General features: G+C 44.6%; 14 protein-coding genes. 13 read left to right on the forward strand and 1 reads right to left on the reverse strand.

The annotated features are described in order from the left end of the window. The first annotated feature begins 278 nt into the window (after positions 1 to 278). The 6 genes from MH144_RS00135 to MH144_RS00160 all read left to right on the forward strand — a co-directional run bounded on the left by MH144_RS00135 (position 279) and on the right by MH144_RS00160 (position 7,383). On the forward strand, positions 279 to 1,382 hold the full coding sequence (locus MH144_RS00135) for a metallophosphoesterase (protein WP_239296057.1): 1,104 nt from the start codon (positions 279 to 281) through the stop codon (positions 1,380 to 1,382). A gap of 202 nt (positions 1,383 to 1,584) precedes the next feature. Then, on the forward strand, positions 1,585 to 1,989 hold the full coding sequence (locus MH144_RS00140) for a hypothetical protein (protein ID WP_239296059.1): 405 nt from the start codon (positions 1,585 to 1,587) through the stop codon (positions 1,987 to 1,989). Between the two features lie 305 nt (positions 1,990 to 2,294). After that, complete coding sequence (gene licT, locus MH144_RS00145) at positions 2,295 to 3,137, forward strand: BglG family transcription antiterminator LicT (protein ID WP_239296066.1); 843 nt, start codon at positions 2,295 to 2,297, stop codon at positions 3,135 to 3,137. Between the two features lie 127 nt (positions 3,138 to 3,264). After that, a complete protein-coding gene (locus MH144_RS00150; RefSeq protein WP_239296079.1) occupies positions 3,265 to 5,184 on the forward strand; it encodes a beta-glucoside-specific PTS transporter subunit IIABC in 1,920 nt (639 codons plus the stop codon). A 30-nt stretch (positions 5,185 to 5,214) separates the two neighbouring features. Next, complete coding sequence (locus MH144_RS00155) at positions 5,215 to 6,678, forward strand: glycoside hydrolase family 1 protein (protein WP_239296081.1); 1,464 nt, start codon at positions 5,215 to 5,217, stop codon at positions 6,676 to 6,678. A gap of 138 nt (positions 6,679 to 6,816) precedes the next feature. Then, positions 6,817 to 7,383 carry a 5' nucleotidase, NT5C type gene (locus MH144_RS00160; RefSeq protein WP_239296083.1) on the forward strand — a complete coding sequence of 189 codons (567 nt, stop codon included), beginning with the start codon at positions 6,817 to 6,819 and terminating at the stop codon, positions 7,381 to 7,383. A gap of 29 nt (positions 7,384 to 7,412) precedes the next feature. On the opposite strand, the gene MH144_RS00165 is transcribed toward MH144_RS00160, so the two are convergent. Next, a complete protein-coding gene (locus tag MH144_RS00165) occupies positions 7,413 to 8,282 on the reverse strand; it encodes an AraC family transcriptional regulator (RefSeq protein WP_239296085.1) in 870 nt (289 codons plus the stop codon). Between the two features lie 136 nt (positions 8,283 to 8,418). Here MH144_RS00165 and MH144_RS00170 point away from each other — a divergent pair, with 136 nt between their 5' ends. The 7 genes from MH144_RS00170 (at position 8,419) to MH144_RS00200 (ending at position 17,690) form a co-directional block, all read left to right on the forward strand. Beyond that, the gene (locus tag MH144_RS00170) at positions 8,419 to 11,115 is read left to right on the forward strand and encodes a glycoside hydrolase family 78 protein (protein ID WP_239296087.1); all 2,697 of its coding nucleotides are present in this window, start codon (positions 8,419 to 8,421) and stop codon (positions 11,113 to 11,115) included. A 245-nt stretch (positions 11,116 to 11,360) separates the two neighbouring features. Continuing rightward, positions 11,361 to 12,449: an acyltransferase gene (locus MH144_RS00175; protein WP_239296089.1), complete on the forward strand. Its 1,089-nt coding sequence runs from the start codon at positions 11,361 to 11,363 to the stop codon at positions 12,447 to 12,449. A 156-nt stretch (positions 12,450 to 12,605) separates the two neighbouring features. After that, entirely contained in the window at positions 12,606 to 13,166 is a 561-nt protein-coding gene (locus MH144_RS00180) for an AAA family ATPase (RefSeq protein WP_239296091.1), read from the forward strand. 44 nt (positions 13,167 to 13,210) lie between these two features. Then, positions 13,211 to 13,849: a pyridoxamine 5'-phosphate oxidase family protein gene (locus MH144_RS00185; protein WP_239296093.1), complete on the forward strand. Its 639-nt coding sequence runs from the start codon at positions 13,211 to 13,213 to the stop codon at positions 13,847 to 13,849. A gap of 30 nt (positions 13,850 to 13,879) precedes the next feature. Further along, on the forward strand, positions 13,880 to 14,185 hold the full coding sequence (locus tag MH144_RS00190; protein WP_239296095.1) for a hypothetical protein: 306 nt from the start codon (positions 13,880 to 13,882) through the stop codon (positions 14,183 to 14,185). A 385-nt stretch (positions 14,186 to 14,570) separates the two neighbouring features. Beyond that, positions 14,571 to 15,410: a BglG family transcription antiterminator LicT gene (licT, locus tag MH144_RS00195; protein ID WP_095357330.1), complete on the forward strand. Its 840-nt coding sequence runs from the start codon at positions 14,571 to 14,573 to the stop codon at positions 15,408 to 15,410. A gap of 357 nt (positions 15,411 to 15,767) precedes the next feature. Beyond that, complete coding sequence (locus MH144_RS00200; protein ID WP_239296107.1) at positions 15,768 to 17,690, forward strand: beta-glucoside-specific PTS transporter subunit IIABC; 1,923 nt, start codon at positions 15,768 to 15,770, stop codon at positions 17,688 to 17,690. Positions 17,691 to 17,704 lie beyond the last annotated feature (14 nt).

The raw sequence follows: 17,704 nt of genomic DNA on the forward strand, positions 1-17,704 counted from the left end.
AATAGAACAAGCAAGCATGCTTGCATCGTTTAGGAGTGTTATACTCTAGGCGAATGCAGGCATGCTTTTTTATGTTAATAGGGACCCTATTATTCAATAGTATTGATTGCGAGTGGATGAAATTTAAGTATCCGCAAATTGTAATAAAATGTACGTATCTATGCTGGTGAAGGTGATGCCTCGACCCTGCAAACTGCGGTATACTGGTTCAGACAGACTACTCGTTTGTTAGGTGTAAATTCAGCAATCAACTTACTGACGTGGAGGTTAACCGGAGCATGTTCGTATTGGCAGGCATTTTGTTTTTGGTAGTATACGGTTTATTGGTGTTCTACATAGGCTGGAGCGGCTGGAGCTGGATGAAGCCCGTCGTGTCAGCCAGATTTCGATGGTTCTATATTGTTGCCCTAGCATTTCTTGCAGTTTCATTCATTCTGGCCCGGCTGTTTGGAAGTATATCCTTCTTAAGTGTAATTGGTTCTTACTGGCTTGCAATTTTTTCATTGCTGCTGCTGATCTTGCCAGTTATCCATTTAACCTTGTGGCTGCTCCGATTAACACGGATCCCCAGACATCACACGCAGAAGTGGGCGGGTGTAGTGACTTTGGTGCTACTTCTCTCTACGATGGCATACGGGATCTACAATGCGTATAGTCCGGTCGTCAGAGAGTACAGTATTCAGATTGATAAAAAGGTGGAAGGGATCGACAGTCTCAACATTGTTATGGCTGCAGACATGCATTTTGGACTTCTATCAGGACCGGCACATGCCAAACGCATGGTGGAGGAAATTAATGCTTTGAAGCCTGATCTGGTTCTCTATCCCGGTGACATTATCGATGACAATCTGGACATGTACCTGGGTAGTGGCATCGCAGATATTATCAGTGGTATCCAGGCGCCATACGGAGTCTACGCTTCATTGGGCAATCATGACAAATTCGACGGTCCGATTGAAGATCTGATTGCTGCGCTGGAGAAGAGCAATATGCAGGTTCTTTATGATGATAAAATCGTATTGGACGACAAAATTACCCTGATTGGACGTAAAGACAGAACGGAAGACGATCGTGCTGAAGTGGCAACGTTAATGCAGGATACCGACCTGAGCAAGCCGGTGCTGATGATGGATCACCAGCCGTATGATCTGGATATTGCGGAGCAGAATCATGTGGATCTGGTTGTGTCTGGTCACACCCACCGCGGCCAGATTGCACCAGCTCAGTTCATCACCCAGGCGATATACGAAAACGATTGGGGTTACTTGCAAAAAGGTTCGATGCACTCTATTGTGACCTCGGGTTATGGCTTCTGGGGACCGCCAATCCGCACGAGCAGTCGCTCAGAAATTGTTCAGATTCATGTGACATTCCAGCAATAATAGTAAAAGGCCCTTCAATTGAAGGGTCTTTCTTTATGGATGTCGTCTACTCTAAGCAAACCAAAACCATCTAACCTGTGTTTACATACTAGAGCTTATTTACTTCGGTATCTAGGATATTAACATACAATACTTCTAAGAAAGAGATGATCAGTTGAACACAAAAAGACATTCCCGAATACAAAAGCGATTAGTGCTCGTCATGGGTCTGATGTTGGTTATATTGGCCGGCTATTTCTACTGGATTAGAGACCAGACGCAGATTTCTGAGGTTGCTTTTGAGACGATTGAACTTGCTCAGGCACCATCTGAGGTCATGGAGGTAATTGAAGAACAAGCCAGAAAATTTGAAGTATTAGCTGCTGAGCATGAAGGGTGGATCTACGTCTATTATGGCATCGATGAAGGTGACTACAAGACAATAGACATGAACATATTGGATACATATGAGCATTATGTAGCACAGATTACCGTAAGAGATGCAGATAATGATCAGTGGATAAACAGCTACAAGCTCGTACGATTTAAATGTTTAGATAAAAAATCATTAATAACTGAAGTGACCGACAGAACCCAATTCGTAAGGCAAGTACACGTTGATAATTGAATATAGGTTTCACATCTCAAGTCGTTGGCAATACTTCTTAGGGTCTGTTCGTCTAATAGGTGAAATACCTGATATAAAGTGAAATTGCTAAGATTAAAGCCCTAATAAAAAGGATTTTTCTATCTAATAAATCGATGTAAATAAGACAGTGGTAGCATTTTTGGTTGACACCGTTTTCAGGTTGTGATAAATTATACCCGAGGCTTGTTACCGGTAATGCGGGCAAAACCACTATGGAAATGATTTTATTATTTCTATTTTGGTTTTGCCCTTTTTTAATCCTCAAAAAAAACGGGTGGTCCTAAATGATTATTAAACAGATATTTAATAACAATATTGTCAGTACCGTGGATGACAAAAATCAGGAACTGCTGATCCTCGGCCGGGGTATCGGGTTTAAGTTCAAAGTCGGTGATGAGATTGATGAGGAACGGATAGAGAAAGTGTTCCGTCTTCAGGATGCATCGATCTATGAGAAATTCAAGTCCATCGTCACTGAAGTGCCGATTGAAATTCTGCAGGCAACGGATGATATCGTAACGCTGGCGCGAACGCAACTGAATAAAACCATCAGTGACGGGATTTATGTCTCGTTGTCGGATCACATTCATTTTGCCGTCCAGCGTCTGGAAAAGGGCATGATTACGAGGAATCCGCTTTCCTGGGAAGTGCAGCACTTTTACAAGGCGGAGTATGATGTCGCCCGAGAAGCGCTCACGCTGCTCAAGGAAAGACTGGATATTGATTTTCCCAAAGATGAGATTTGCAATATTGCACTGCATTTCATTAATGCGGAAGTCAATGATTCCATGAATGATGTGACTCATCTCATGCAGCTGCTTCAGGAAATCATGAACATTATCAAATATCACTTCAATGTCGAATTGGATGAAGATAGCGTTAACTATTTCCGTTTTATCACACATTTGAAATATTTCTGCCAGAGAGTCATCACCCATTCAACGCATGATGATGCAGAGGAGTATTTATATGAGGTGGTTCGGAAAAACTATCCAGAAACCTTCAAATGTATTGGCAAGATCGAAACTTTTATCCATAAGAATTATCAATACGACATGACACACTCGGAACAGTTATATCTTACGCTCCATCTGGAGCGGTTAATGAAAACCAAGCGAGAAAATTAGATCTTAATTAAATATCCCATGGGCTTGTTACTGTTCAATCAGGCAATACCCGAATGAGATGGCGCGCACATGACGTGTCGTATTCGTTCGGGTATTTTTTATTGGAAAATACGAGGAGGAAAACATCATGAACCATCAAGAAACGGCGCAGGAAATTATCAAAGCCGTTGGGGGAACAAACAACATCAACTCGGTGTACCACTGTATTACCCGTCTTCGCTTTGAATTGAAAGACAATGACAAAGTGGATAACGGTACAATCAAGAAGCTGGATAAAGTCATGGGGACCAACATCTCCGGAGACCAATTCCAGGTCATTATTGGTAATGATGTACCAAAAGTGTTTGATGCGATGGTCAAAGAACATCCGGCACTGCAGCAGAGCCCGGAAAAGAAAGAGACCAAGTCGGACAACAAGAAAAATGTAATTCTTAAAATATTTGAAACGATTGCAGGGGTCTTTGCACCGATGCTGCCAGCGATCACCGCTGCAGGTATGCTCAAAGGTTTGCTTGCCCTGTTTGTATCTCTCGGCTGGATGTCGGCGGGTACGGACACCTATCGCATTCTCTCAGCCATCGGTGATGGCGTCTTCCATTACCTGCCACTGCTGATTGCAGTCAGTGCTGCTCGCAAGTTCGGCAGTAATCCGTTTGTTGCGATTGCGTTAGGTACGGCGTTGATGTATCCGGATATGAGCACGCTGCTCTCCAGCGGCGAATCCGTTGCTTTTATCGGCATCCCGGTAACGGCAGTAAGCTATGCATCATCGGTTATCCCGATCTTGCTGGCCGTATGGCTCATGTCCTATGTTGAGAAGTGGGTTGACCGCGTAATTCCAGCCGCTTTGAAGCTGCTGCTTGTTCCTTTGATTACTTTGCTTGTTATGGTTCCGGTTACGCTGATCGCGATCGGTCCATTGGGTACTTTCGTAGGTAATGGATTGTCTGGCGGTATTAACTGGCTGCTGAATGAAGGCGGATTGATTGCAGGTATCGTACTTGGCGGTGCAATGGCGCTGATTATTATGACAGGTATGCACTATGCGCTTGTTCCGATTATCCTGAGTAACATTGCTACACTTGGCTTTGATAAATTCTTGCCGCTGACGTATATCTCGAATATGGGTCAAGCCGGAGCAACGCTAGGCGTATTTTTCCGAGCAAAAGACAAAAAGCTCAAAACCGTTGCATTATCGACCAGCTTTACAGCCCTCATGGGTGTAACTGAACCGGCAATGTACGGGGTAAACATGAAATACAAAAAGCCATTTGCTGCAGCCATGATCGGTAGTGCTGTAGGTGGCGGATTCGCACTGGCCTTTGGAGCCAAAGCTTATGTACTTGCGGGTAACGGCGGACTTCCTGGACTGCCTTCCCTGATTGGACAAACGTTCTGGTATTCCCTGATTGGTATGATTCTTGCTTTCGTGGTAGGAGCGATTATGTCCACGGTATTTGGAATTAAGGAAGAAGAAGGAGACGCAGAAGCGCTTGCTCAATTCTCCCCTGGTGCTACTTCTACTCCAGCAGCAGCCCCTTCCAATGAGGCAGCAGCGGTGAACGTGGATGATATGGGTGCACCAACACCAACAAGTGATGCGACAGCTGTAGCTCCGATGACAGGAAAAGCGATTCCGCTGAAAGAAGTCAATGATCCAACGTTTGGCGATGAATTAATGGGTAAAGGTGTTGCATTTGTTCCAAGCGTGGGCGAGCTCGTATCTCCAGTAACAGGAATGGTTATGAATGTGTTCAAAACGAAACATGCGATCGTTGTCCGCAGTGATAACGGCATGGAACTCCTGATCCACGTGGGAATCAATACAGTCAAACTGCGCGGACAATATTTTGAATCCCATGTTGCTGCCGGAACTCGCGTACAGGCTGGAGACAAGCTGCTTTCCTTCGAACTCGATCAAATTGCGAAAGAATATGACATTACAACGGCCATGGTTGTTACTAACACGGCAGACTACAAAGACATTCAGCCAGTAAATTTGGGTGAGATCACGATGGGGCAAGAGGTATTGAAAGCCCAAATTTAATCTTAATCAACGAGAAGAGGAGAGATACGCATGATTAATCGACAAGGATTTCCGGAAGGTTTTCTGTGGGGCGGCGCCATTGCCGCCAATCAGGCTGAAGGTGGATTCGATGCAGGTGGCAAAGGCTGGTCCACGGCGGACATGGTTCCTTATTTTGAGAAAAAAGACTATACCAATCTAAGAGAGCTTATGCATGTGACGACTGCAACAGTTGAGAAAGCCATGTCCCACCACAGTGCGGAGGGTTATCCAAAACGCTACGGCATTGATTTTTATCACCGCTTCAAAGAGGACATAGCACTATTCGCTGAGCTTGGCTTCAAGACATTTCGTCTATCGATCAACTGGCCACGTATTTTCCCGAACGGTTATGATGCGGAACCTAATGAAGCAGGACTGCGCTTCTATGACGAAGTATTCGATGAACTGCGCAAGCACAACATTGAACCACTCGTAACACTTTCTCATTATGAAATGCCAATGGCACTGGTACTGAAATATAACGGCTGGGCTGGCCGGGAAGTCATAGGTCATTTTATGAGATATGCTGAAACGGTAATGTCCCGTTATAAAGACAAGGTTAAATATTGGCTGACGTTCAATGAAATCAACACAACCATCATTGAACCGTTCACAGGTGGAGGCATTATCGAAGACCGTGTGGACAATGTGATGCAGGCTTCGTATCAGGCGCTTCATCATCAATTCGTAGCCAGCAGTCTGGTTACGGAAAAAGCTCGTCAGATTAATCCGGAGTTCCGGATTGGCTGCATGCTTGCTCGCATGATTCACTACCCGGCTACTTCGAAACCGGAAGATGTATTACAGGCACAGATTGATAACCAACTGAATCTGCTGCATACCGATGTGCAGGTTCGCGGAAGTTACCCAACCTTCATGGCACGTTACTGGGCTGATCATGGAATTTCCATTGTCATGGAACCAGGCGATGAAGAACTGTTGAAAAAGCACACTGTCGATTTCATCTCGTTCAGTTATTACACCTCCTTGGTATCTGCTGTAAATCCAGAGGAATATGGAGTAACTGGAGGCAATCTGTACAGCACGATTAAAAACCCGAATCTGGAACGTACAGAATGGGGCTGGCAGCTTGACCCAATCGGACTCCGCGTAGTGCTCAAAGAGCTGTATGATCGTTATCAATTACCATTATTCGTCGTGGAGAACGGACTGGGTGCCAAGGATACGGTTGAGGCAGACGGTTCCATTAACGATGATTACCGGATTGACTACCTGAGAAAACATATTACGCAAATGAAGGAAGCCGTTATGGATGGTGTGGACCTCATGGGTTACACAAACTGGGGGGCGATCGACATCATCAGTGCATCTACCTCCGAGATGTCCAAGCGTTATGGCGTAATCTACGTCGATCAGGACGACAATGGACAAGGTACATTGGACCGTTATAAGAAAAAAAGCTTTGGCTGGTATCAAAAAGTCATTGCTTCCAACGGTGAAGATTTGGCTTAATTCAAATTGGCAGCCCCAGGCGCAGCAGAAGAGCGGCGCAGGGGGCGCCTTTTTTTTGGCCCAAAGAAGGAGATTGTAAAAAGAATAGCTTCATGACACCCGGGGTGATATACTGTGTTCGTACTGGGGAGGGATAACATGAAGAAACCAATTATTGCTGTAGACATGGATGATACGATCTGTCATCTGGTCCGGCGAGCCATTTATCACAACAACATCAACTTCCCAACCCATCCGCTGCGTTATGAGGATATGACTCATTGGGATACGTCTCACTTGCGTCATCCGGAGAGCACTCACGATGTTTTTTATGGTCGGCCGGGACTATTTGAGGAATTGGAGCTGTATGACGAGTACGTTGTGGACGAAATGCAGAAGCTGAATGAAGCTTATGATGTTATTATTGTGACGGCAGCAGACCCGAAGACGGTGGTGGAAAAGTGGAACTGGCTTCAACGCCATATGCCCTTTATCACGGCGGAGCAGTTTATCACATGCAAACGGAAAAATCTGATTAACTTTGACTTGTTAATTGATGACGGAGCACATAATTTAATTCCGGCTTGGAAAGAGGGAAAGAAAGTCATTTGTATCCCTCATCCGTGGAATGGGAGTGAGCGGGAACAGTATCCGTTTCCCTTGATGTCCAGTTGGAAAGGTGCCAAGGCGTACATAGATGATTTGTTTGAGACTGCAAGGGGCTAGACAACGTACCAAAAGGAAGGTCCAGGACTTCAGCTTCTGGACTTTTTACGGTACGTCAGCGGAGTTTCCCCTGTAATTCGTTTGAAGATGGTGTAGAATGTATCAACATCCCGATATCCGACAAGCTCAGCGATGAGACTAACTTTATGCTGTGAACTCTTCAGGAGTTCACAGCTTTTTTGTATGCGCAGGTGCTGCAGGTAAGAGCTGAACGTCTGTCCCGTATAGCTCAAGAACATGCGGCCAATTTGCTTTTCGCTCCAACCTGATCGGTGAGATAGATCACTCATGCGAATGCGCATGCCCAGATGCTGATCCAGATATTGAAGGATGTAATCAAAATCAGAAGAGGGCCCTTGTTCACCGTGCTTTTTCTGATGCAGCAGTCTGTAGGTCGTTACGATAAGCTGGGAGACGAGTGTGAATAACATACTGGAAGAACCGATTCCCGCAACTGAGGTTTCGCGGTAGAGCTTCACCATCAATTCTTCGATCTGTCGATTCTGATCACCAATAGATACATAAGAGATCTCATTGTTGGCCAAATCGATCAGGTGGTTTCGAATGTCCTCTTCCTGAATGGTGACGGACAGTTTATGTATCAGCTCTGTATGGAACAGACAGTTGTATATGATGAGCGGATGCTCTGAGATATTGGAGGATGATGGACGAAATACATGGGGAACGCCAACCGGAATGACAAACAGCATGCCTTTTTGAACCGGGACAATGTCCTGATCAATGTGATGGAAACCCGCGCCTTCCGCAACATAACTGTATTCCAGGAAATCATGGGCATGGAAAGGCAGGTTGAAGTCCTCGGTACATCTATTCACAAAGAGCTGCAGATCGGAGTTAAAGAAGAGTTCACTTTTTAACAGATGCACAGACGAATTCATGTCTTAACCTCCTTATAGTCATGGCCGAATTACCGGGTTAAACAGTCCTCATTACCGGGTATTTCCTTGAACGGGATCAGTATAATTATAGCGTAAGCCTGTGTTGGAAACCAAGATGGAAAGGAATGTTTATCCCATGTTGACCATCAATCATCTGCGTTGCGAGTATAAAGTAAATCCGATTGGACTGGATGTCAAGTCACCCAGATTAAGCTGGCAATTGCAGTCGGACCAGCGAAACTGTGTTCAATCAGCCTATCAAATTCAATTGTCTCTAACGGATGGCCATGAACAGACCGAATGGGATTCCGGGAAAGTAATCTCCGATCAGTCCATCCATGTGGAACTCGCTGATTGGGAGCCTCAGGCACGAACCCGTTATTATTATCGCATTCGAGTCTGGGACGCTGCTGAAGAGCAATCTGCCTGGTCAGAAACAGCCTTTTTCGAAATGGGACTGATGCTGATGGACAGTAGAAATGCTTGGCAGGCTGATTGGATTACCTCAAGTCCCGAAGACGAGCATGATACGGCTTGTCCTCGCCTACGTACCACTTTTGAACTGAAACAAGAAGTAACCCGTGCAAGAATCTATGTAACAGCTCTTGGACTGTATGAGCTGCACCTGAATAACAAAAGAGTAGGCCAGGATTATTTTACGCCCGGCTGGACCAGTTATAGTAAGCGGTTGCAATACCAAGTGTATGATGTCACTGATCTTCTTCAAGCAGGCGGGAATACTCTCGGTGCATACCTTGGAGACGGTTGGTACAAAGGTCATCTGGGATGGAAGAAGGAAAAAAGGATATTTGGAGATCAAGCAGCTTTACTGTTGGAACTTCATGTTCACTATGCGGATGGAACCGTAGAAACCATTCTGTCTGATGGGGACTGGAAGACGGCGAGTAGTGCCATACGTATGTCGGATATTTACATGGGGGAGACATATGATGCACGATTGGAGTCGGATTGGACCGACGACATTTCCAATCGTTGGTCACCTGTGGAAGTACTTGAATATACCAAGGATATTATCGTTGCTCAGGAGAATGTACCTGTTACCAAGGTGCAGGAGCTGGAACCTATCGCCATGATTACGACCCCACAGGGAGACCGCGTGCTGGACATGGGGCAAAATATGGTGGGATGGGTGAAATTCAACATAGAGGGCAAACAAGGGCATACCGTTGAGTTAAGACACGCTGAGATTTTGGATCATGAGGGTAATTTTTATACCGAGAATCTGCGCGGAGCAACCCAGTCCATTCGATATACCTTAAAAGGTGAGGGGGTTGAGTCATATGAACCCCATTTCACATTTCAGGGATTCCGTTATGTTAAGCTCATCGGCTTCGCGGAATCCATAAATCTAGATGACTTTAGGGGAGTGGTACTGCACTCCGATATGGAGCGAACAAGTGATTTCCAATGCTCCAGCCCGCTTGTAAACCAGCTCCATCACAACATACTTTGGGGACAAAAGGGGAATTTTCTTGACGTACCGACAGACTGTCCACAGCGGGATGAACGTCTTGGTTGGACCGGCGACGCCCAGATGTTTATTCGGACAGCTTCATATCTAATGAACACGGGTCCCTTCTTCACGAAATGGCTGCGGGATCTTCAGGCAGATCAGGGCGAGGACGGCGGTATTCCCTTTTTCGTTCCGGATCTAAGAAGTTCAACCTCCGAGGGATGGGGAGATACCAGTCATTCTTCGGCTGCTTGGGGCGATGCAGCGGTCATCTGTCCCTGGACCATTTACGAGATGTATGGTGATGTCAGACTGCTTGCCGAGCAATATGATAGCATGAAACGTTGGGTTCATTATATTCATGAGCAAGGTAACAATCCATATTTATGGAACACGGGATTTCACTTCGGGGACTGGCTGGGACTCGATTCCAAGCCGGACAGCTATATTGGTGCCACGGACAAGGATTTTGTGGCAACCGCGTTCTATGCCTATTCGGTCTCACTCCTGAGGAAGGCGGCCGCAGTTCTTGGGCGTGACGAAGATGAAGCGTACTATGAAAAGCTGCATGATCACATTGTAACTGCATTCCGCGAGGAATTTGTTACGCCTGCGGGGAAATTGGCGGTTCCTACACAGACAGCTCATGTTCTTGCCCTACATTTTGAATTACTGGATTCTAAGGCAAGACAGCGGGCCATTGACCAACTGGGAAAACTGGTTGCAGATGCAGGAAATCATCTGACAACCGGCTTCGTGGGCACGCCATATTTGAATCCTGTACTTAGCGATACAGGCCATCATGATCTGGCTTATACGCTGCTCTTTCAGGAAGACTACCCGTCGTGGCTGTATCAGGTAACGAAAGGGGCAACGACCGTCTGGGAACATTGGGACGGGATAAAAGAAGATGGAAGCCTATGGAGTGCAGATATGAATTCATTCAACCATTATGCGTACGGTGCCATTGGAGAGTGGCTATATCGTTATGTTGCAGGCATCCGTTCCGATGAGAATAATCCGGGCTTCCGTGTTGTGCGTATAGAGCCGAAGCCTGGTCCGGGTCTGGATTGGGTGGAAGCAAGTCTTGATACGATGTATGGACGTGTGGGTTCAAGATGGTATCGCCGGGAACACAATGAAATGGAAGTGCACGTAACCATTCCTGCGAATACAACAGGAACCGTTGTTTTGCCGCATGCAAGTCTTCAGACAGTTAGGGAGAGTGGTCTTCCTTTGCACAAGGTACCTCATCTGCAGGGTGTTCAAACGAAAGAATCTCACGTGAAAATTGATTTGGGATCAGGAAGTTACCAGTTCACATACAAGTGTGTGGAGGAATCGGAGCCGGTAATTTGAAGTAATATAGATAGGGGAACATAAGAACTTTGAGTAAAAGGGGTCTGCATTAACGCAGGTCCTTCTTCTTTTATATGTAAAGATTCGGATCCGCAATGTCGAATAATGTTGAATATGGTTGTGAATTGACGAAAATAATATAGATATCGATTGTATAACCCTCGCAGGCTGATTACAATGAAGCGTAGAATCTGGATTGCGGCCGGAAACTATCATCCCATATCAGTCATAAGTGAGGTTTTATCATGAATCAACCGGTTAATCGGCCCCGGCGAATTGAATACCTGGATCTCTTTCGAGCTTTTGCCATCATGGCAGTAGTTGCCATCCATGCAACATCCACAGCAGTTACACATTATCCCAATCACTCGCAGGGCCATGGTTTTTATTTTTTCTGGAACAGTATACTGCAATTTGCGGTGCCTGCGTTTCTGTTTTTGTCCTCCCTTGTTTTGTTCTACAATTACAGTGCCAGGGTGAAGGAAACGGGGTGGATGTTCGGATTTTATAAAAAGCGTCTGCTGTATGTGTTTGTACCTTATGTGATGTGGTCATTGATTTATTTTGGGGTCAAACAGCTGCTGGCACGTCATGATCCAATGTCTCATTTTACTTTTTTTCTTAAACAATTGCTTACAGGCACAGCCCATACGCACTTATACTTTTTCCTTATTATTCTTCAGTTTTATGCAGTATTTCCGCTACTCTTATCGTTAACCCGGTTTCATTTCTTTAAGCGTTATCTGCCCTTATTCTTTGTTGCAGCTCAGGCTGTCTTTTATGCGTTGCATCTTCAGTTTCACTTCGAGCGAATGGGAAGTCTTCTGCCGAGTTACCTGATCGTTATTGGATTTGGCGCATGGATTGGTCTGAACTTTAACGTTTCTCTGGGAAAACTGCGTTCATACCGCTCTGTCTTAATTATGTCCTTTTTAAGCGGAGCTTTTATATTTATCTATGGCAGTCTCTACATAAAAATGTCTTTAGCTGCGTCTCCAATCATGTTGTATACCTTGTTGTTTTTGTTCCGGAATTTGTTTACACTTTCTGCATGTTTATTATTGCTGATGGGATGTGAACGAATAGCGGCAAAAAAGCGGGATCGAGCACATCGGACTCATCGTCTCTTGGACTCACTGGGTACAGTAGCTTTCGGGGTATTCTTGATGCACCCATTAGTATTGTTATTTTGGAGACGGGAGTTCTCGGTGGAACTGGCCCAGCATTTTAGTCTTGGCATACTACTTTCATACGTCGTGGCCCTGCTGCTCTCATGGATGATCGCGATTGGATTACGGCGAATGAAATGGGGCTGGGTACTGATTGGGCGATAAATTTGAATAATATATTTAAGATAATGAATAAGAGATTCTAAGGCTCCTGATGAAAAAGGAGGAACTTGTATCTCTTTTTTATTTGCTTTTAAAGAGGTATTATGGATGAATGCCCAGAAAATTCAAATGGTATATTTCCAAATGAGGAGTGGTGGGATGAAGTTTATCATCATTTTTGGTCCACAAGCTGTCGGGAAGATGACCGTCGGCCAGGAACTGGAGAAGATTACAAATCTGAAGTTGTTTCATAATCACATGACCATTGAATTGGTATCTCCCTATTTCAGTTATGGTACACCTCAAGGTAAAAGACTTGTAAGTCTGTTTCGCCAGGAAATTTTTGAAGAAGTGGCGAAGAGCAATCTTCCGGGCTTGATCTTTACATACGTGTGGGCGTTTGATCTTAAAGAGGATGCAGAATATATCGGCAAAATCAGTGATCTGTTCACTTCTCAAGGGGGGCAGGTGTGTTATGTCGAATTGGAGGCAGATAGGGCGGAACGATTGACTCGTAACCGGAGTCCTCACCGGCTGCTGCATAAAGCAACGAAGCGAAATGTAGAATGGTCCGAACAGGATTTGCTAGATAGCATGAAGAAGCACCAACTGAATTCAACACCGGGAGAATTTACACATGAGCACTATATTCGAATCAATAACACAAATAAAAGTCCTGAAGCGGTGGCGGAAGCCATCAAGAAAAGATTTGATCTATAAGCAGCTAATCAAACAGAATTTAGAAGGATAGAAAGGACGTGGTCATGTTGACCAACAATATATTTAAAGACATCGTAGCATCGGAGGACGTTCTTCGAGAGATCTGCGGTACACCGGGAGAATTGGTGAAGAATAAATCGATTGCCTATCTGGATGAGCATTGTCAGCAATTCATTGCCCGTTCTGGCCTGCTCTTTATGTCAACCAGCGATCATTCTGGCTCTTGTGATGTGTCTCCCCGTGGTGACGGAGAAGGATTTGTACATGTCGTGGATCAGCATCATCTGGTCATTCCGGAACGGCCGGGCAACCGACGTTTTGACTCGTTGTTAAACATTTTGTCCAATCCGCACATTGGATTGATTTTTATTATCCCTGGACTTGATGAGACACTGCGTATCAATGGTAGAGCGATGATTATTCGGGATACGGACATGATGACGCAAATGCAGGCGCAGGGCAAAACACCCAAACTTGGTATCGCTGTAACGGTAGAAGAATGTTATATGCATTGTGGCAAAGCCTTTAAACGTTCGCATACATGGGAACCTGAGAACTGGCTCACCAAGGAGGAATTACCGAAACCAGCACGTATTATCGCTGCGCACGCTGGCAAATTGGGTGTTACGGAGGACGATGTCGTCCGTTCTATGCAAGAATCGTATGAGAAACGATTGTATTAATGTTTACAAATTCTAAGGAGTTGAATCATTTTGTTTGTTTTAGTCTTAATGGTTGCAGGAGCTGTTGTTAGTCTTTTGGTGCCGTACGGCACTGTCATCGTCATTGGCATTATACTCGGTCTTGTGGTGGATAATTATCGAAATACGTTGTATCTTCGTGAGGACATTCGTGCGATTAAAAATCATTTGGGGCTGATGAACAATAAGGAATCAAAAGAGTACGAATTCGATAAAGAGTTCAAACAAGTGGATCAACTTAGTTCCGATGAGATGAGTGTGATCAACAAGAGGATTGAAGCTGAGCTGGAGAAGGAAAATAGAAATAAGAAAAACTAGGCGTGCCGTCCGTTTCGTCCTGCAATTTAATGCAAAGAGCAGATGAATCTCCTCGGGCGGGCACATAATACAATTAACTTTCCCTAATTAACCATAGATGTCATGAAATATTGGCTATAATAGACCGACAATTAGATGAGTTGTGTTCTTTATTTTTGAGATTATTTTTTCAATTCAAGAGAAATTAATGCAAATGCTTTAAGAACATACGGGAGAGGTTGAATAAAATAAAACAGATGGAACCAAATTAAATTTATTGTTGCACATTGTAGAAAATTGTAATACCATGAACGCACATATCGTAGATATTGAAGTTGAAAAGGGCAGGACCTATGACCTCGTTGAAGGTGTGGCTTGTCTTTTTCTGTATATTGGGGTGGATAAAGTGAAAATCGAGAAGGTGCTGAACAATAATGCTGTAGTTGCCATTCAGGATGGGCGCGAAGTCATCGTCATTGGCCGAGGAATAGCTTTTCAGAAGCGGGCAGGTGATCGGGTCTCCGAGGAGCATATTGACAAGATCTTTACTTTACAGAATGAAGATATCCAGGAAAACTTCAAAACATTAATCGCCAGCATACCGCTGGAATACATGAAAGTTTCCGAAGAGATCATCGCGTATGCCAAACTGAAATTGGGCAAAAAATTGAATGACAGCATCTATCTCCATCTTACAGATCATATCCATTTCGCCATTGAGCGATATCGCAAGAACCTGCCTATACGAAATGGATTACTGTGGGAAACGAAACAGTTGTACAAGGATGAGTACGAAGTGGGACTAGAGGCCCTTAATATGATCTGTGATCAATTTGGTGTCCTGTTACCAGAGGATGAAGCTGGATTTATGGCATTGCATTTCGTAAATGCAGCACTTAACGAAGAAATGCCGAATATTCGAAGCATGACGCAGGTGATGCAAGAGGTGCTGACCATCATCAAATACCATTTCAAAATGGATTTTGACGAAAACTCGTTGAACTATTACCGATTTGTGACGCATCTGAAATTTTTTGCCCAGCGTCTGGTGAAAGGAAAGCACTACAAAAATAATAATGATGATGAATTGTTTGAATTGATCCAGAAGAAGTATCCCGAAGCGCACAAGTGCTCCGAAAAAATCAAAAAATTTATTGAAAATAACTACACGTATCAACTTACTAACGAGGAAATGATGTATCTGTCGATTCACATTGAGCGCGTCGTGCACGCCACTTCAGAGTAGTTCAGTTGAACCGAAATATTCTCTTAAAAAAACGCTTGCAAAAGTTCAGAAGTTATACTATTATGAATCCATAAAGTAAGCGCATACAAAATCGGATTGTAACTGTTCAATCAGGCAATGCCGATCACTCCAGGTCAGTAAAGACTGGTTGCAACTTACTTTAAGATGAAGTTGTTGAACTAACAACCGAATATCGCTGTGTACAGCCTTACAGGGTTGCAACCATTAAGGGCAAAACCTGAATTGCTGAATAACACGACTTGTTTCCGGATCATCCGGCACGTTGTGTATGTTCAGTAGTTCAGGTTTTCTTTGTTTCACAAGCATGGGGAGTCTACTTAGAGAGGGAGAATTACTATGAATTACGATCAACTGGCCAAAGACATCCTATCCCGTGTAGGTGGTTCTGGAAACGTGAACAGCGTTTTCCACTGTGTAACCAGATTACGTTTTAAATTAAAAAATGAAAGCGTTGCTAAAACAGAAGAGATTAAAAATCTGCCTGGCGTCATTACAGTTATGCAGAGTGGTGGACAATATCAGGTGGTCATCGGCAATGAAGTGCCGGATGTATATAAAGCAATAGTGAAGGTGGGCAACTTACCAACAGAAGGTCAGGTTGAAGAGACGAAGGAAGAATCGGGGAAAAAAGTAGGACTGTTCAGCCGATTTATTGATATGATCTCAGGAGTTTTCACTCCACTTCTCGGCTTGCTTGCTGCAACAGGGATGATCAAAGGTTTTACAGCCATGTTTCTATCCTTTGGCTGGTTGACGGACACATCTGGAACATACCATTTGCTCAATGCAACCGGTGACTGTCTGTTCTACTTCTTCCCAGTATTCCTTGGTTATACGGCTATCAAGAAGTTTGGCGGCTCACCATTCCTGGGTATGGCCATCGGGGCTACACTGGTTTATCCTACACTGTCCGGTTTGACTGCGGGAGATCCATTGTATACCTTGTTCGCGGGTACGCTGTTTGAATCACCGATTCATATTACATTCCTGGGTATTCCTGTGATCCTGATGAACTATTCATCGTCGGTTATTCCAATTATTATTGCTACATTCTTTGCCGTGAAGATCGAAAGATTTTTCAAAAATGTGATTCCTAAAGTGGTTAGTACGTTCCTAGTTCCATTCTTTACTCTGCTTGTTATCGTTCCGGCAACATTCCTTGTGATTGGTCCAGTATCCACTTGGGCAGGACAGTTAATCGGTGCAGGAGCAACCGGGATCTACGATCTGAGCCCACTTCTTACAGGACTCGTCATTGGTGGTCTGTGGCAAGTGTTATTACTGTTCGGTCTTCACTGGGGTCTGGTTCCAGTCATGCTGCTGAATCTCAGTACGTCCGGAGCTGATCCGGTGGTTGCCATGTCGTTCGCTGCTTCCTTTGCTCAAATTGGTGCGGTACTTGCAGTAATGTTGAGAACTAAAAATCCGAAACTGAAATCATTAAGTATTCCGGCCTTCATCTCAGGCATCTTCGGTGTAACCGAGCCGGCAATCTATGGTGTGACCCTTCCACTCAAAAAACCGTTTATTATGAGCTGTATTGCAGGTGGTATTGGCGGCGCCATACTGGGATTCTTCGGTTCGAAAATGTACATGTTTGGCGGACTAGGCGTATTCGGTTATCCGACCTTCATTAACCCGGCCACAGGTGTTGATTCTGCATTCTACATGGCACTTGTAGCAACAGCCGTTGCGTTCGTACTTGGTTTCGTTCTTACGTATGTGGTTGGTTTCAAGGAAGCTGCTGCACAAGCACCAACTCCGGCAGCTGCGCCAGTACCTGTACTCGATCCGAATCCGAACAGCAAATACGAAATCTTCAGCCCAATGGCTGGCGAAGTTATTCAATTGAAGGAAATTAACGACATTACATTTGCTGGTGAGCATATGGGTAAAGGGATTGCGATTCGACCAACAAGTGGCCGAGTGGTATCTCCAATCACAGGTGTCGTACAAACGGTTTACCGCACGAAACATGCCATTGGGCTAGTAACGGATGATGGTGTAGAAATGCTGATCCACATTGGACAAGATACGGTACAACTGAAAGGTCAACATTTCAATGCTCATGTAAAAGATGGTGACCGGGTCAACGTTGGAGATTTGATTATGGAGTTTGATCTGCAGGCAATCAAGGATGCCGGTTATGAGACGGTTACTCCAATTATTATTACGAATACTTCAAATTATCTGGATGTTGTGGGCACAGAGAGTGCATCGGTGAACGAAAAAGACAAATTGCTGACTGTGCTTGGTTAAATCAAGTTTGGATG

The organism is Paenibacillus sp. ACRRY (genome assembly GCF_022346995.1).
In the GTDB taxonomy this organism is placed as follows: Bacteria; Bacillota; Bacilli; order Paenibacillales; family Paenibacillaceae; genus Paenibacillus.

Excerpts from the sequence above, each read along its gene's own strand:
- MH144_RS00135 (WP_239296057.1), top strand. The coding sequence starts at position 279 with ATGTTCGTATTGGCAGGCATTTTGTTTTTGGTAGTATACGGTTTATTG.
- MH144_RS00140 (WP_239296059.1), top strand. The coding sequence starts at position 1,585 with ATGGGTCTGATGTTGGTTATATTGGCCGGCTATTTCTACTGGATTAGA.
- licT (WP_239296066.1), top strand. The coding sequence starts at position 2,295 with ATGATTATTAAACAGATATTTAATAACAATATTGTCAGTACCGTGGAT.
- MH144_RS00150 (WP_239296079.1), top strand. The coding sequence starts at position 3,265 with ATGAACCATCAAGAAACGGCGCAGGAAATTATCAAAGCCGTTGGGGGA.
- MH144_RS00155 (WP_239296081.1), top strand. The coding sequence starts at position 5,215 with ATGATTAATCGACAAGGATTTCCGGAAGGTTTTCTGTGGGGCGGCGCC.
- MH144_RS00160 (WP_239296083.1), top strand. The coding sequence starts at position 6,817 with ATGAAGAAACCAATTATTGCTGTAGACATGGATGATACGATCTGTCAT.
- MH144_RS00165 (WP_239296085.1), bottom strand. The coding sequence starts at position 8,282 with ATGAATTCGTCTGTGCATCTGTTAAAAAGTGAACTCTTCTTTAACTCC.
- MH144_RS00170 (WP_239296087.1), top strand. The coding sequence starts at position 8,419 with ATGTTGACCATCAATCATCTGCGTTGCGAGTATAAAGTAAATCCGATT.
- MH144_RS00175 (WP_239296089.1), top strand. The coding sequence starts at position 11,361 with ATGAATCAACCGGTTAATCGGCCCCGGCGAATTGAATACCTGGATCTC.
- MH144_RS00180 (WP_239296091.1), top strand. The coding sequence starts at position 12,606 with ATGAAGTTTATCATCATTTTTGGTCCACAAGCTGTCGGGAAGATGACC.
- MH144_RS00185 (WP_239296093.1), top strand. The coding sequence starts at position 13,211 with ATGTTGACCAACAATATATTTAAAGACATCGTAGCATCGGAGGACGTT.
- MH144_RS00200 (WP_239296107.1), top strand. The coding sequence starts at position 15,768 with ATGAATTACGATCAACTGGCCAAAGACATCCTATCCCGTGTAGGTGGT.